The following is a 13080-nucleotide window of genomic DNA, read 5'->3' on the forward strand; positions in this document are numbered from 1 at the left end:
GCTGTTCTCAAGTACGCCATCGCGGGCAAGCCCGCTCCCACAGGATTTGCGCAAAACCTGTGGGAGCGGGCTTGCCCCGGGCGGCGTTCCGACGATGCTTTTAAAGTGCCAACGGCGCTCTTTCGCACAATGTGCTCAACGCCTTCGCCCACTGCGGATCATCGTTGAGACACGGCACCAGCACCAACTCCTCCCCTCCCGCTTCGCGGAACTGCTCTGCGCCGCGATCACCGATCTCTTCCAGCGTCTCGATGCAATCGGCAACGAACGCCGGGCACATCACCAACACCTTCCTCACGCCCATTCCCGCCAACTCATCGAGGCGCGCTTCGGTGTAGGGTTCGATCCATTTCGCCCGGCCCAGCCGCGACTGAAACGCCACCGACCATTTGCCGTCCGCCAACCCCAGCCGCTTGGCGAACTCGGCGGCAGTGCGCAGGCATTGGGCGCGGTAGCAGGTCGCCAATACTTCTGGCGAAGCGTTCAGGCAGCAATTATCGCTTTGGAAACAATGGTGACCGGTAGGGTCGATCTTCTTCAGGTGCCGCTCCGGCAAACCGTGGAAGCTCAGCAGCAGATGATCGTGATCCTGCTCCAGATAAGGTTTGGCACTGGCCACCAATGCGTCGAGGTATTCCGGCTGGTCGTAGAACGGCTGAAGGATCGACAACTGCACGTCGAGGTTCTTCTCCCGCACCACCCGCTTGGCTTCCTCGATCACCGTCGTCACGGTGCTGTCGGCGAACTGCGGGTACAGCGGTGCGAGGGTGATTCGCTTGTGCCCTTGGGCGACCAATTGCAGCAGTTTCGATTCAATCGACGGCTCGCCATAACGCATTGCCAGCTCCACCGGTCCGTGTTTCCACTGTGCGGTCATGGCCTGCTGCAAGCGACGACTGAGCACCACCAGTGGCGAGCCCTCCTCCCACCAGATCGAGGCATAGGCGTGGGCCGACTGCTCCGGGCGCTTGATCAGAATCAGCGAGACCAGCAAACGGCGCACCGGCCATGGCAGGTCGATCACGTACGGGTCCATCAGAAATTGATTGAGGTAGCTGCGCACATCCGCCACCGACGTGGAGGCAGGTGAACCCAGGTTGACCAGAAGCAACGCGTGATCGGTCATGCAACGTCCTATTTCAAAGGCGGCTGGACAAGTCGTCCAGAGCCGCGCGCAAATCAGTGAACTGGAAAGTGAAACCCGCTTCCAGCAAGCGAGCCGGTACGGCCTTCTGGCCGCCCAGCAACAGCAATGACAATTCGCCCAGGCCCACCTTCAAGGCCAAGGTCGGCATGGGCATGAACGCCGGGCGATGCAGCACGCTGCCCAGCGTCTTGGCAAATTCGCGATTGCGCACCGGTTTGGGCGCGCAGGCATTATAAGGACCGCTAGCGTCTTTCCGATGCAGAAGAAAATCAATCAGGGCGATTTGATCCTTGATATGGATCCACGGCATCCACTGCCGACCACTGCCCAGAGGCCCGCCCAGCCCCAGTTTGAACGGCAACAACAGCCGCGACAAAAAGCCGCCCTCGGCTGACAACACCAGCCCCGTGCGAATCAGGATCACACGAATGCCCAAGGCCTCGGCACGCTGCGCGGTTTCTTCCCAGGCAATGCACAACTGACTGGCAAAATCATCGATCACCGGTGGTGATTGTTCAGTCAACTCGCGCTCGCCGCCGTCGCCGTACCAGCCAACGGCAGAGCCCGAAATCAACACCTGCGGTTTCTGTTCGCGGGTATCGAGCCACGCCAGCAAGGTTTCCGTCAGGGTGATGCGGCTGCTCCACAGCAAGGCTTTACGCCGGTGAGTCCAGAGCCGGTCGGCAATCGGCGCACCCGCGAGGTTGATAATCGCATCCACCGGTTCCTGACCGAGGTCCTCGAGTCGGGCGACCGCGCGCACTTGGGCGCCGCAGATTTTCGCGACGTTGGCCGGGGTCCGGCTCCAGACAGTCAGTTGATGGCCCTGACTCAACCAGTGGCGGCAGAGCTGACGTCCTATCAAACCAGTACCGCCGGTCAGCAATATGTGCATGACTTCTTCCTCGCGTGGCGTTTTACCCTGATCACTAGTCTATTTTTATAAGCAGGGATCTTTGATATCGGGCAGTGTCTGTGTTTAACAATAGGCCAAGCTGTCAGAACGAGAACGCTAAAAGTTATACCAAAAAACAATATTGTACAGGTTTAATCCACGGCGTAGTCTGTACAGAAAGGTAAACGAGGCCCCTATGACTGTACCTATCGCAATCATCGGCACCGGCATCGCCGGGCTCTCAGCCGCCCAGGCCCTTACGGACACGGGGCATGTCGTTCAACTTTTCGATAAGAGCCGCGGCAGTGGCGGACGCATGTCGAGCAAGCGCAGCGATGCGGGTGTGCTGGACATGGGCGCGCAATATTTCACTGCGCGTGATCGCCGCTTTGTCACGGAAGTCCAGCGCTGGCAAGCCAAAGGCTGGGTCGCCGAGTGGACGCCGCAGCTCTACACCTACCACGGTGGCCAGCTCAACCTGTCGCCGGACGAACAGACGCGCTGGGTCGGCACGCCACGCATGAGCGCCATCACCCGTGGCCTGCTCGGCGATCTGGAAGTGCATTTTGCCTGCCGCATCACCGAGGTCTATCGCGGCGAAGAGCACTGGCATCTGCAAGATGCCGAAGGCTTTACCCATGGCCCGTTCAGTCATGTGGTGGTCGCCACGCCTGCCCCGCAAGCGACCGCCCTGCTGGCCTCCGCGCCGAAACTCGCGGGTGCCGCCGCCGGGGTCAAAATGGACCCGACCTGGGCCGTTGCACTGGCCTTCGATACACCGCTGGACACGCCCATCGAAGGCTGTTTCGTGCAGGACAGCCCACTCGACTGGCTGGCGCGCAACCGCAGCAAACCAGGGCGCGACAACACCAAGGACACTTGGGTTCTGCACGCGACCAGCACCTGGAGCCGACAACATATCGACCTGTCCAAGGAAGCGGTGATCGAGCAATTGCACGGTGCGTTCGCCGAGCTGCTCCACAGCGCCATGCCGGCGCCGAGCTTCAGTCTGGCACACCGCTGGCTCTACGCCCGCCCCGCCAGCAGCCATGAATGGGGCACGCTGGCCGATGCCGATCTGGGCCTTTACGCCTGTGGCGACTGGTGCCTTTCCGGTCGTGTCGAGGGGGCATGGCTCAGTGGTCAGGAAGCCGCTCGCCGCCTGCACGAGCACCTGCAATGAACCGCATCAACCCGAGCAAATTGCTGCTGTCGAAATGGACAGCAGCCCAGCCGCAAAACCGCGAAAAACATTTTCTGGTCACCGAGCTGTTCCGCGACGAGGAAGGCACGGTGCTGGACATCGAATTACAGGCGGTGCTGACCAAGCGCAGTGAACGGCTCGACTGGCAATCGCTGAAAAACAGCGACACCTGGATCCTAGGCTGGAAATAGATCGCCTGTAGAAGCGAGCTCGCGATGTCCGTCAACGCTGAAGCTTTAAACCTGACACGCCTCAGCGGTCTCAGGTTCATCGTGAGCAGCCTCGCTCCTACAGGCCCCCGCAAAAACCTATACAAATAAATTGACTTGTACACCTTTGAATCTATGATGAAGTACATGTTGTACAGAAATTGAGTTCTGTACAGGTTTAGATTCGAGGTGCTCCGATGTCCCAAGCCAGCGCGAAACCGAAAATCGCCATCAGCGCCTGCCTGATGGGCGCCGAGGTGCGTTTCAATGGCGGGCACAAGGAATCGCGGCTGTGCAGCCGCACCCTCACCGAGTATTTCGATTTCGTTCCGGTGTGCCCGGAAGTCGCCATCGGCCTGGGCATTCCTCGCCAGCCCATCCGGCTGGTCGGCGATGCTGAAAACCCTGAAGCCATCGGCACTGTTAACCCCGAACTGAATGTCACCCGGCCGCTGGCCGACTACGGCCAGAGAATGGCCTCCGAGCTGGACGATATCTGCGGCTACATCTTCATGCAGAAATCGCCGTCGTGCGGGCTGGATCGAGTCAAGGTCTACCACGCCAACGGTGCACCGGTAGACGGCGGTGGCCGAGGCATCTATGCCCAGGCTTTCTGCGCGTTGCACCCGGACCTGCCGGTGGAAGAAGACGGTCGGCTCAACGACCCGGTGCTGCGGGAAAACTTTCTCACCCGGGTGTTCGCCTACAGCGCCTGGCAACAGTTGCTGCAAGCCGGCCTGACTCGCCGCGCCCTGACGGAATTTCACTCGCGCTACAAATACCTGCTGATGGCCCACAACCCGGTGCAGTACAAAACCCTGGGCAATCTGCTGGGCAACATGGGCCAGATTGACCCGAAAGAACTCGGCCCACGCTATTTCAGCGAACTGATGACGGCCTTGAGCAAATGCGCAACGCGCCGCACCCACACCAATGTCCTGCAACACATCAGCGGTTACCTCAAGCAGGTCATCAGCGCTGAAGACAAACAGGAAGTGCAACACGTCATCGGCCAATACCTTCACGGCATCGTGCCGCTGGTGGTGCCGCTGACGCTGCTCAAACATCACTTTCGCCAACACCCGGATCCCTACATTGCGCAACAGGTTTACCTGCAACCGCACCCGGAAAACCTCAGCCTGCGAAACGCGATCTGATGAAAACCCCAATCGATACCAGTGCCCGCGAAGACCTCGGCGCCGACTTCAAAAAAGCCCTCGATGAAGGCTGGCTGCCGATTCGTGAAGTGGCCCGGCAGACCGGCGTCAACGCCGTCACCTTGCGCGCCTGGGAACGACGTTACGGGCTGATCGTGCCGCAACGCACGCCCAAAGGGCATCGGCTGTTCAGCGACGAACACGTGCAACGCATCCTGACGATCCTCACCTGGCTCAATCGCGGCGTGGCGGTCAGCCAGGTCAAGCAACTGCTCGACTCCCCGCAAGCCTTAAGCGAATCGGTCGAAAACGATTGGCAGGTGCTGTGCAACACGCTGTTGCAATCGGTCACTTCGCTCAACGAACGCACCCTCGATGACAGCGTCAACCAGGCGATCGCGTTGTACCCGCCGCGGACCTTGTGTGAACAACTGCTGATGCCGTTGCTGGCCGAGCTTGAACAACGCTGGCAGGGCCAGTTTGGCGCGCAGATGGAGCGCGTGTTTTTTTACTCCTGGTTACGCAGCAAATTTGGCGCGCGCATCTACCATAACAATCGTCAATTGCGCACCGCACCGCTGCTGTTGATCAATCACTCCGACCTGCCGCTGGAACCCCATCTGTGGCTCACCGCGTGGTTGATCAGCAGCGCCGATTGCCCGGTGGAAGTGTTCGACTGGCCGCTGCCGGCGGGTGAACTCGCACTGGCGGTCGATCACCTGCAAGCTCGCGGTGTACTGCTGTATTCCAGCAAAGCCATGAACCTTGGGCAGTTGCCGAAACTTTTCAACGGCGTCAATTGCCCAAAAATGATTGCCGGACCAACGGTGTGCATCCACCACGCCGAGTTGTCCGTAAAAACCACAGAGATTGCTGAATTGTTCCTGGCCGAAGATCCGTTATCGGCGCATCAGGACCTGGTTCAGCGCGGGCTTATTTAAATGAATCGTACGGACACCACCATGCAATTGATCTGGCTGCGCAGCGACTTGCGCCTACATGACAACACCGCCCTCTCGGCCGCCGCTTCCCGGGGTCCGAGCGTGGCGGTGTACTTGTTGAGCCCGGAACAATGGCGCGAGCATGACGACGCGCCGTGCAAAGTGGATTTCTGGCTGCGCAACCTCCGCGAACTGAGCCGCGCACTCGGCGAGTTGAACATCCCGTTGCTGATCCGCACGGCCTCTCGCTGGGATGAAGCGCCGAAGGTTTTGCTCGATCTGTGCCAGCAGTTGAAGATCGACGCGGTGCACGTCAACGAGGAGTACGGCATTCACGAAAGCCGTCGTGATGCGGCGGTAGCCGACGCATTGAAAACCAAGGGTATCGACTTCCATAGCTACCTCGATCAGCTGCTGTTCAAGCCTGGCACCGTGCTGACCAAAACCGGCACGTACTTCCAGGTCTTCAGTCAGTTCCGCAAGGTTTGCTACGACCGTCTGCACAGGTCGTTGCCGAGCCTGGTGAGCGCGCCAATCGCTCAATCGCGCCTGACTGTCGACAGCGATGAAATCCCCTCAAGCGTTGCGGGCTTCGCCACGCCCGGCGATACCTTGCGCGCGCTGTGGCCCGCCGGTGAAGCCGAAGCCCGGCGCCGCCTCGACACCTTCGCCGATGCGCAGATCGACTACTACAAAAGTGAACGCGACTTCCCGGCCAAACCCGGCACCAGTCAACTGTCGGCTTACCTCGCGGCCGGCGTGATTTCCCCACGCCAGTGCTTGCACGCCGCCCTGCAAAGCAATCAGGGCGAGTTCGAAAGCGGCAAAGTCGGCGCCGTCACCTGGATCAACGAATTGCTCTGGCGCGAGTTCTACAAACACATTCTGGTGGGCTACCCGCGCGTCTCCCGTCACCGCGCTTTCCGCCCGGAAACCGAAGCCCTGGCCTGGCGCGACGTCCCCGAAGAACTGGCGGCCTGGCAAGAAGCGCGCACCGGTCTGCCGATCATCGACGCGGCCATGCGCCAACTGCTCGAAACCGGCTGGATGCACAACCGTTTGCGCATGGTCGTGGCGATGTTCCTCACAAAGAATCTGTTGATCGACTGGCGTGAAGGCGAACGTTTTTTCATGCAGCACCTGATCGATGGCGACCTCGCGGCGAACAACGGCGGCTGGCAGTGGAGCTCATCCACCGGCACCGACTCCGCGCCCTACTTCCGGATTTTCAACCCGCTCAGCCAATCGGAAAAATTCGACAGCGAAGGCTTGTTCATCAAGCACTGGCTGCCGGAGCTCGCCGGGCTGAACAAGAAAGACGTGCACAACCCGGCGAACCTTGGCGGTTTGTTTGGGGTGGCAGGTTATCCCTCGCCAATCGTCAATCTAAATACGAGTCGCGCGCGCGCATTGGCCGCGTTCAAAAACCTGCCATCACGACAAAATGCCGGAGGTGGTTATGAGTGATTTTCTGCGCCGCTTTGCCCGCCAGTTTGCCGAGCTGAACAAAGACAACCTGCAGCGCCTGAATGAGTTGTATGCCAACGACGTGCACTTCACCGATCCGTTGCACGACGTAAAGGGCATCGAGCATTTGCGCAGCTATTTCAGTGAGCTCTACGCCAACGTACGTGAGCTGCGTTTTGATTTTTACGGCTTCGACCAGATCGGCGAAGGCGAAGGTTATCTGCGCTGGGTCATGAGTTACCGCCATCCGCGCCTCGCTGGCGGACGCTTGATTCGGGTGGATGGCTGCTCGCACGTGCTCTGGCGTGACAAGGTTTATCGCCACCGGGATTACTTCGATGCCGGGGCACTGCTTTACGAACATGTACCCGTGTTGGGCCGGGCAATCGCCTGGCTGAAAAGGAGAATGGGATGAGTCTTACACCTCCACGACGATATTGGCTGACCGGGGCCAGCAGCGGCATTGGCGCCGCGCTGGCCGAGGAAATTTTGAAAACCGGCGCCCATCTGGCGGTGAGTGCACGCTCACTGCCACCGCTGAAAGTCTTGTCGCAACGCTATCCCGGGCAAGTGCTGGTGGTGGCGGGTGATCTGACCAACAGCCAGACCGTACGCGAAATCGGCGAGCAAATCGCGCATGACTGGGGCTCGCTGGATACGGTGATTCTCAATGCCGGCACCTGCGAATACGTCGACGTTAAGCAGTTCGATTCGTCGCTCGTCGAGCACGTGGTGCGCACCAATCTGCTGGCCAGCAGTTACTGCATCGAAGCCGCACTGCCGCTGTTGCGCAAAGGCACCGCGCCGCATCTGGTGGGCGTCGCCAGTTCGGTGACGTACCTGCCGCTGCCACGGGCGGAGGCGTATGGCGCGTCGAAGGCCGGGCTGCGTTATCTGTTCGAATCGTTGCGCATTGACCTCGCGCCCGAAGGCATCGAAGTCACTGTGGTCAGCCCGGGGTTCGTCGACACACCGCTGACGGCGAAGAACGACTTTCCGATGCCGCTCAGTTGGCCGGTGGGCAAAGCTGCACAACACATCTTCGCCAAACTGAAAAACCGGCCACTGGAGATCGCTTTCCCGGCGTTGTTCATGGCGGCGCTCTGGCCGCTGTCGAAAATGCCCAACCGGGTGAAGCTCGCCATCGGCAAACGCATGGTGCGCAGCAGTCCGCCGATCAAGGACGTGCCGTGAACATCGCTATCATAGGCAGCGGCATCTCGGGGCTGACCAGCGCTTATCTGCTGAATCGCAGTCACGAGATCACCCTGTTCGAGGCCGGCGACCGGGTCGGCGGCCATACCCACACCGTGGACGTGCAGGTCGATGGCCAGCGATATGCCGTGGACACCGGTTTCATCGTGTTCAACGACTGGACGTACCCGAATTTCATTCGCCTGTTGGGCCAGATCGGCGTGGGTTTCAAAGCGACAGAAATGAGTTTCTCGGTCACCGATCCGGACAGCGGCCTGGAGTACAACGGCAACAACCTCAACAGCCTGTTCGCTCAGCGTCGCAATCTGCTGTCGCCGGGGTTCTGGGGCATGCTGCGGGACATTCTGCGCTTCAACAAGCGCGCTCAACTCGACCTGTCCGAGGGGCGGATCGCGGCGGACACCACCCTCGATGAATACCTCAAGGCCGGCGGTTACGGTGAGCGGTTCATCCTGCATTACATCGTGCCGATGGGCGCAGCGATCTGGTCGATGCCGATGGCGCAGATGCTGAATTTTCCGCTGCAATTCTTTGTGCGGTTTTTCAAGAATCACGGTTTGCTGTCGGTCAGCAATCGCCCGCAATGGCGGGTGATCGAGGGCGGTTCGAGTGCTTACATCGCACCGTTGACCGCGACCTTTCACCAGAAGATCCGCCTCAACTGTCCCGTGACGCGCGTCGAGCGCGATGCCGATGGCGTCGTGATCCACAGCAGCGCCGGCAGCGAGCGCTTCGACAAAGTGGTGTTCGCCTGTCACAGCGATCAGGCGCTGAAACTGCTGGCCGAACCGAGCGCTGCCGAACGGTCGATCCTCGGCGCCCTGCCCTACGCCGACAACGAAGTGGTGCTGCACACCGACACGCGCCTGCTACCGTCGCGCAAACTCGCCTGGGCCAGTTGGAACTATCGCCTCGGCGGCGCCGGCCATACGCTGGCCGCGGTCACCTATGACATGAACATCCTGCAAGGTATCCAGAGCGACACCACGTTCTGCGTCAGCCTTAACCAGAGCGCCGGCATCAGCCCATCCATGGTGCTCGGCCGATTCACCTACGCCCATCCGCAATACAGCCTGGCGGCCGTGGCCGCGCAGGCGCGCTGGGAAGAATTGAACGGCGCGCAACACAGCTTTTATTGCGGCGCCTACTGGGCCAACGGTTTCCATGAAGACGGCGTGGTCAGCGCGTTGCGCGTGGCCCGCTCGTTCGGGGAGGTGCTGTGAACAGCGCACTCTACAGCGGCTGGATCGCCCATCGACGGTTTGCCCCAAGACGCCATGAATTCCGTTACCGGATCGGCCTGCTGTACCTCGATCTCGATGAACAGGACGCCGTGCTCGGGTTGTCACCGCTGTCGGGCAACCACCGTTTCTCGCCGTTTTCGTTTCGCGAAAGCGACTACCTCAAAACCTTCACCGGCAACGGCATGCGCCTGATCGATGCGGTGCGCGAACAGGTCCGCCTGGCCATTGGTCATGCGCCACAAGGGCCGGTGTGCCTGCTGACGCAGCCTCGCAGTTGGGGCCTGGCGTTCAATCCGGTGAGTTTTTTCTATTGTTATGAAGCCGACGGCCAACTGGCGGCGATTCTTGCCGAAGTCACCAATACCCCATGGCGCGAGCGTTATCACTACGTGTTGCCGGCCAGGGCGCCGGAGGACCTGGGCGATTTCCATCAGCATTTCGCCGTGGCCAAGGCCTTTCATGTGTCGCCGTTCCTGCCACGCGATCTCGAACATCGCATGAGCTTCAGCCCCGTCGCGAAAAAGCTCGGCGTGCACATGGCCGACTGGCAGGGCGAACTGAAGCTGTTCGACGCCACGCTCAACCTGAAACGCGAAGCCCTGAGTCGCGCCAGCCTGCACCGTTACTTGCGGCGTTTTCCGTGGATGACCGCGAAAACCTGTCTGGCGATTTATTGGCAGGCCCTGCGCCTGCTGCTCAAACGCGCGCCGATATTTGCTCATCAAGCTGCCGATGGCAGCTTTCAAACCGCCACCGTTCCGCCCAAGGATCGCCGCCATGAAATCCTCTAGTGTCTCGGCCAAAGCCACAACGCGACGCACCAACGGCCTGACCGGGACGTTGCTGCGTCGCGGTGTGTTGCGGCAACTGGCGCACCTCAAGCACGGGCAACTGGTGGTCGTCGAAGACGGCGAGCGGCATGTCTTCGGCACCGCTGGCAGCCATTTGCTGGGGGAAATTCATATCCTCGACGCCGCAGCGTGGGGACTGGTGGCCAGTAACGGTTCGATTGGCGCGGGCGAGGCGTTCATCCACGGTTACTGGAGTTCGCCGGACCTGACGGCGGTGGTTCGCGTGTTCGTCAGCAACCTTGATGTGCTGGATGCGCTGGAAGGCGGCCTGGCAAAACTCGGCCGTCCGTTCGTTCAAGGCCTGCATTGGCTCAATCGCAATACGCGCAAGGGTTCGCAGAAAAACATCGCTGCGCACTACGACCTGGGCAATGACCTGTTCGAACAGTTTCTCGACCCGACCATGATGTATTCGGCGGCGCAATTTCTGAGCCCCGAGGACAGTCTGGAACAGGCGCAGTTGAACAAACTGGAGCGGATCTGCCAGAAGCTCGACCTCAAACCCAGCGATCACCTGCTGGAAATCGGCACCGGCTGGGGCAGCATGGCGCTGTACGCGGCGCAGCATTATGGTTGCAAAGTCACCACCACCACGCTGTCGAAAGAGCAGTACGCCTTTACCGCGCAACGGATCGATACCCTCGGGTTGCAAGATCAGGTCACGTTATTGCTCAAGGACTACCGCGACCTTACCGGGCAGTACGACAAACTGGTGTCGATCGAGATGATCGAAGCGGTGGGCCATCGCTTTTTGCCGACCTATTTCAAGCAGTGTGCGCACTTGCTCAAGAGCAATGGTTTGATGCTGTTGCAGGCGATCACCATCCGCGAGCAGCGCTACGAGCAGGCCAAGGGCAGCGTCGACTTCATTCAGCGTTACATCTTCCCCGGCGGTGCGCTGCCCTGCGTGCAGAAAATGCTCGAGATCGTCAGCCGCGACACCGACATGAACTTGCTGCACATGGAGGATTTCGGCTTGCACTATGCGCGAACCTTGCGCCTGTGGCATGAGAACTTTCGCCGCGCCCAAGGCCGTTTGAGCGAATTGGGCTACGACGATTATTTCCTGCGGTTGTGGGAGTTTTACCTGTGCTACTGCGAAGGTGGCTTTCTGGAACGCACCATCGGCACTGCGCAGTTGCTGCTGGCCAAGCCTTCGGCGATTACCGCGCCACTGCTCGGCCGTTTCGATGCTTGAACGCCTGGCCAACGCTGCGCTGTTCCAGCTCGGCTGGCTTGCCTGCGTGATCGGCGGCAACAGTCTTTGGTTATTGGTGGCGCTGGGCGCTTTGTTGATTCATCTGCTGTGGATAAGTCGTTGGGCGGACGAAGGCCGGCTGATTCTCAGCGTTGTGCTGCTGGGCACGACCGTCGACAGTTCATTGCGCTGGCTGGGGGTGTTCGAGTTCAACGATGTCGCGCCGCTGATTCCTCTATGGCTGATGCTGTTGTGGGCGCTGCTGGCAACGACGTTGCGGCATTGCCTGCAATGGACCGCGACGCCCTGGTGGCTGGGCAGCTTGCTGGGCGCCGTGGGTGGACCGTTGTCGTATTACGCGGGAGGACAACTGGCGGGAGTGCAATTCCCTTACGGCCAATTACCGACGCTGATCGGTATCGGATTACTCTGGGCGCTGCTGTTTCCCACGCTGCATTTCATGGCCCAACGGCTGGCGTCGTCCAACACCCACGGCTGAGCGTCCGTCAGGCCTTTCACACAGCGCTGACCGACTGACTTACACTGCGCGCCATGAAAACCATTCCCCACACGCAAATCGCCGAGCCGGCGGTCACCTGCTCGACCTGCGCAGCCTGCTGCTGCCAGCTCGAAGTGATGCTGATCACCGACACCGGCGTGCCCGAACGTTTTATCGATACCGATGATTGGGGTGGGGAAGTCATGCTGCGCCTGGATGACGGCTGGTGCGCCGCGCTGGATCGCAACAGCATGATGTGCACGATCTACGAAAAACGCCCGCTGATCTGCCGGGAGTTCGAGATGGGCGCACCGGAGTGCATCGAAGAGCGCCAGGGGATTACCACGGCGTATCGCTGAAAGTCAGACCACCGAAGAACTAATGGGGGAGCGAGCCTGCTCGCGATGACGGACTAACATTCAACATCAGCGTTGACCGTTAGAGCGCTATCGCGAACAGGCTCGCTCCCACATTTGACCGAGCCTTACAACGGCATCGTGTAGTGCAACGCGTAACTTTCTACACCATTGTTCGGGCTGCTGAGCCCCGCATTGGAATAATGCGTCGCACGAACCCCGACTTCATGCCCGCCCGCAAAACGCAGACCGAAGCCGAAACGGTCTTCGAACTGAAAGGCACTGCCCAGTTTGTTGTCTTCAAGTTCGGTATTCGAGAACAACGCCACGCCAACTCCGAGTTCTACATAGGGCTTGACGTTCTGACCGGCAAACTCATAAACAAGGACCGGCGAAAACGAGAGGCTGTTGTTGCTGGAAGTCTTGTCGCCTTCCCAATAGGTATAGGCGCCACTCCAGTAACCAGTCAGGCGACCGACATCACTTTGCAACCAGCTCTTGTCCCAGTCGAACTGCATACCCAGTCGATAGGTCATGGTCGAATCGCTGGTCTGGCCGACCCCGAACTCCACGCCCGCCGCCTGCGCGGTAAAACTTTGCCCCATCAGAGCAGCCGCAATCGCGGCCAAGCAGAATAGTCGCTTCATTAGAAACATCCTTTCCCGAACGATTTCGTATGGTTTTTTTGTTGCTCAGC

The 13080-nt window shown here is 60.0% G+C and carries 15 protein-coding genes; 12 read left to right on the forward strand and 3 right to left on the reverse strand.

Translation table 11 applies throughout. The annotated features are described in order from the left end of the window. Window positions 1-100: 100 nt before the first annotated feature. Entirely contained in the window at window positions 101-1126 is a 1026-nt protein-coding gene (gene hemH, locus Q7W83_RS23425) for a ferrochelatase (RefSeq protein ID WP_150639817.1), read from the reverse strand. A gap of 13 nt (window positions 1127-1139) precedes the next feature. Continuing rightward, the gene (locus Q7W83_RS23430; RefSeq protein ID WP_150639818.1) at window positions 1140-2042 is read right to left on the reverse strand and encodes a TIGR01777 family oxidoreductase; all 903 of its coding nucleotides are present in this window, start codon (window positions 2040-2042) and stop codon (window positions 1140-1142) included. A 196-nt stretch (window positions 2043-2238) separates the two neighbouring features. On the opposite strand from Q7W83_RS23430, the gene Q7W83_RS23435 reads away from it, so the two are divergent. From Q7W83_RS23435 to Q7W83_RS23490, 12 genes are all read left to right on the forward strand, one after another. Beyond that, the gene (locus tag Q7W83_RS23435) at window positions 2239-3225 is read left to right on the forward strand and encodes an NAD(P)/FAD-dependent oxidoreductase (protein ID WP_150633089.1); all 987 of its coding nucleotides are present in this window, start codon (window positions 2239-2241) and stop codon (window positions 3223-3225) included. Further along, on the forward strand, window positions 3222-3437 hold the full coding sequence (locus Q7W83_RS23440) for a TIGR02450 family Trp-rich protein (protein ID WP_473657223.1): 216 nt from the start codon (window positions 3222-3224) through the stop codon (window positions 3435-3437). The genes Q7W83_RS23435 and Q7W83_RS23440 overlap by 4 nt, the downstream gene beginning before the upstream one ends. A gap of 215 nt (window positions 3438-3652) precedes the next feature. Next, window positions 3653-4612: a YbgA family protein gene (locus tag Q7W83_RS23445; RefSeq protein ID WP_473657226.1), complete on the forward strand. Its 960-nt coding sequence runs from the start codon at window positions 3653-3655 to the stop codon at window positions 4610-4612. Continuing rightward, window positions 4612-5553: a MerR family transcriptional regulator gene (locus Q7W83_RS23450; RefSeq protein WP_473657228.1), complete on the forward strand. Its 942-nt coding sequence runs from the start codon at window positions 4612-4614 to the stop codon at window positions 5551-5553. Before Q7W83_RS23445 ends, Q7W83_RS23450 begins: the two co-directional genes overlap by 1 nt. Before the next feature lie 21 nt (window positions 5554-5574). Continuing rightward, window positions 5575-7020 (forward strand): deoxyribodipyrimidine photo-lyase, encoded by a 1446-nt coding sequence (phrB, locus tag Q7W83_RS23455; protein WP_150639840.1) that lies wholly within the window; start codon window positions 5575-5577, stop codon window positions 7018-7020. Beyond that, window positions 7013-7435, forward strand: coding sequence for a nuclear transport factor 2 family protein (locus Q7W83_RS23460; RefSeq protein ID WP_150633084.1), 423 nt, complete (start codon window positions 7013-7015; stop codon window positions 7433-7435). The genes phrB and Q7W83_RS23460 overlap by 8 nt, the downstream gene beginning before the upstream one ends. Next, entirely contained in the window at window positions 7432-8214 is a 783-nt protein-coding gene (locus Q7W83_RS23465; protein WP_150639821.1) for an SDR family NAD(P)-dependent oxidoreductase, read from the forward strand. The genes Q7W83_RS23460 and Q7W83_RS23465 overlap by 4 nt, the downstream gene beginning before the upstream one ends. After that, window positions 8211-9458 (forward strand): NAD(P)/FAD-dependent oxidoreductase, encoded by a 1248-nt coding sequence (locus Q7W83_RS23470; protein WP_150633082.1) that lies wholly within the window; start codon window positions 8211-8213, stop codon window positions 9456-9458. The genes Q7W83_RS23465 and Q7W83_RS23470 overlap by 4 nt, the downstream gene beginning before the upstream one ends. Further along, window positions 9455-10270: a DUF1365 domain-containing protein gene (locus tag Q7W83_RS23475; RefSeq protein WP_150633081.1), complete on the forward strand. Its 816-nt coding sequence runs from the start codon at window positions 9455-9457 to the stop codon at window positions 10268-10270. Before Q7W83_RS23470 ends, Q7W83_RS23475 begins: the two co-directional genes overlap by 4 nt. Then, the gene (locus Q7W83_RS23480; protein WP_150633080.1) at window positions 10257-11528 is read left to right on the forward strand and encodes an SAM-dependent methyltransferase; all 1272 of its coding nucleotides are present in this window, start codon (window positions 10257-10259) and stop codon (window positions 11526-11528) included. Before Q7W83_RS23475 ends, Q7W83_RS23480 begins: the two co-directional genes overlap by 14 nt. Further along, entirely contained in the window at window positions 11521-12027 is a 507-nt protein-coding gene (locus Q7W83_RS23485; protein ID WP_473657234.1) for a DUF2878 domain-containing protein, read from the forward strand. Before Q7W83_RS23480 ends, Q7W83_RS23485 begins: the two co-directional genes overlap by 8 nt. 53 nt (window positions 12028-12080) lie before the next feature. Beyond that, complete coding sequence (locus Q7W83_RS23490) at window positions 12081-12386, forward strand: YkgJ family cysteine cluster protein (protein ID WP_150633078.1); 306 nt, start codon at window positions 12081-12083, stop codon at window positions 12384-12386. 125 nt (window positions 12387-12511) lie between these two features. Here the strand turns inward: Q7W83_RS23490 and Q7W83_RS23495 are convergent, their stop codons facing one another. After that, a complete protein-coding gene (locus tag Q7W83_RS23495) occupies window positions 12512-13030 on the reverse strand; it encodes an acyloxyacyl hydrolase (protein WP_150633077.1) in 519 nt (172 codons plus the stop codon). Window positions 13031-13080 lie beyond the last annotated feature (50 nt).

Source organism: Pseudomonas sp. 300 (genome assembly GCF_055803035.1).

What these genes read in the sequence shown, in the direction of transcription:
- Q7W83_RS23495 (WP_150633077.1), bottom strand. Translation starts at nt 13,030, where the DNA reads ATGAAGCGACTATTCTGCTTGGCCGCGATTGCGGCTGCTCTGATGGGG.
- Q7W83_RS23480 (WP_150633080.1), top strand. Translation starts at nt 10,257, where the DNA reads ATGAAATCCTCTAGTGTCTCGGCCAAAGCCACAACGCGACGCACCAAC.
- Q7W83_RS23450 (WP_473657228.1), top strand. Translation starts at nt 4,612, where the DNA reads ATGAAAACCCCAATCGATACCAGTGCCCGCGAAGACCTCGGCGCCGAC.
- Q7W83_RS23460 (WP_150633084.1), top strand. Translation starts at nt 7,013, where the DNA reads ATGAGTGATTTTCTGCGCCGCTTTGCCCGCCAGTTTGCCGAGCTGAAC.
- Q7W83_RS23435 (WP_150633089.1), top strand. Translation starts at nt 2,239, where the DNA reads ATGACTGTACCTATCGCAATCATCGGCACCGGCATCGCCGGGCTCTCA.
- Q7W83_RS23440 (WP_473657223.1), top strand. Translation starts at nt 3,222, where the DNA reads ATGAACCGCATCAACCCGAGCAAATTGCTGCTGTCGAAATGGACAGCA.
- Q7W83_RS23445 (WP_473657226.1), top strand. Translation starts at nt 3,653, where the DNA reads ATGTCCCAAGCCAGCGCGAAACCGAAAATCGCCATCAGCGCCTGCCTG.
- phrB (WP_150639840.1), top strand. Translation starts at nt 5,575, where the DNA reads ATGCAATTGATCTGGCTGCGCAGCGACTTGCGCCTACATGACAACACC.
- Q7W83_RS23465 (WP_150639821.1), top strand. Translation starts at nt 7,432, where the DNA reads ATGAGTCTTACACCTCCACGACGATATTGGCTGACCGGGGCCAGCAGC.
- Q7W83_RS23430 (WP_150639818.1), bottom strand. Translation starts at nt 2,042, where the DNA reads ATGCACATATTGCTGACCGGCGGTACTGGTTTGATAGGACGTCAGCTC.
- Q7W83_RS23485 (WP_473657234.1), top strand. Translation starts at nt 11,521, where the DNA reads ATGCTTGAACGCCTGGCCAACGCTGCGCTGTTCCAGCTCGGCTGGCTT.
- Q7W83_RS23490 (WP_150633078.1), top strand. Translation starts at nt 12,081, where the DNA reads ATGAAAACCATTCCCCACACGCAAATCGCCGAGCCGGCGGTCACCTGC.
- hemH (WP_150639817.1), bottom strand. Translation starts at nt 1,126, where the DNA reads ATGACCGATCACGCGTTGCTTCTGGTCAACCTGGGTTCACCTGCCTCC.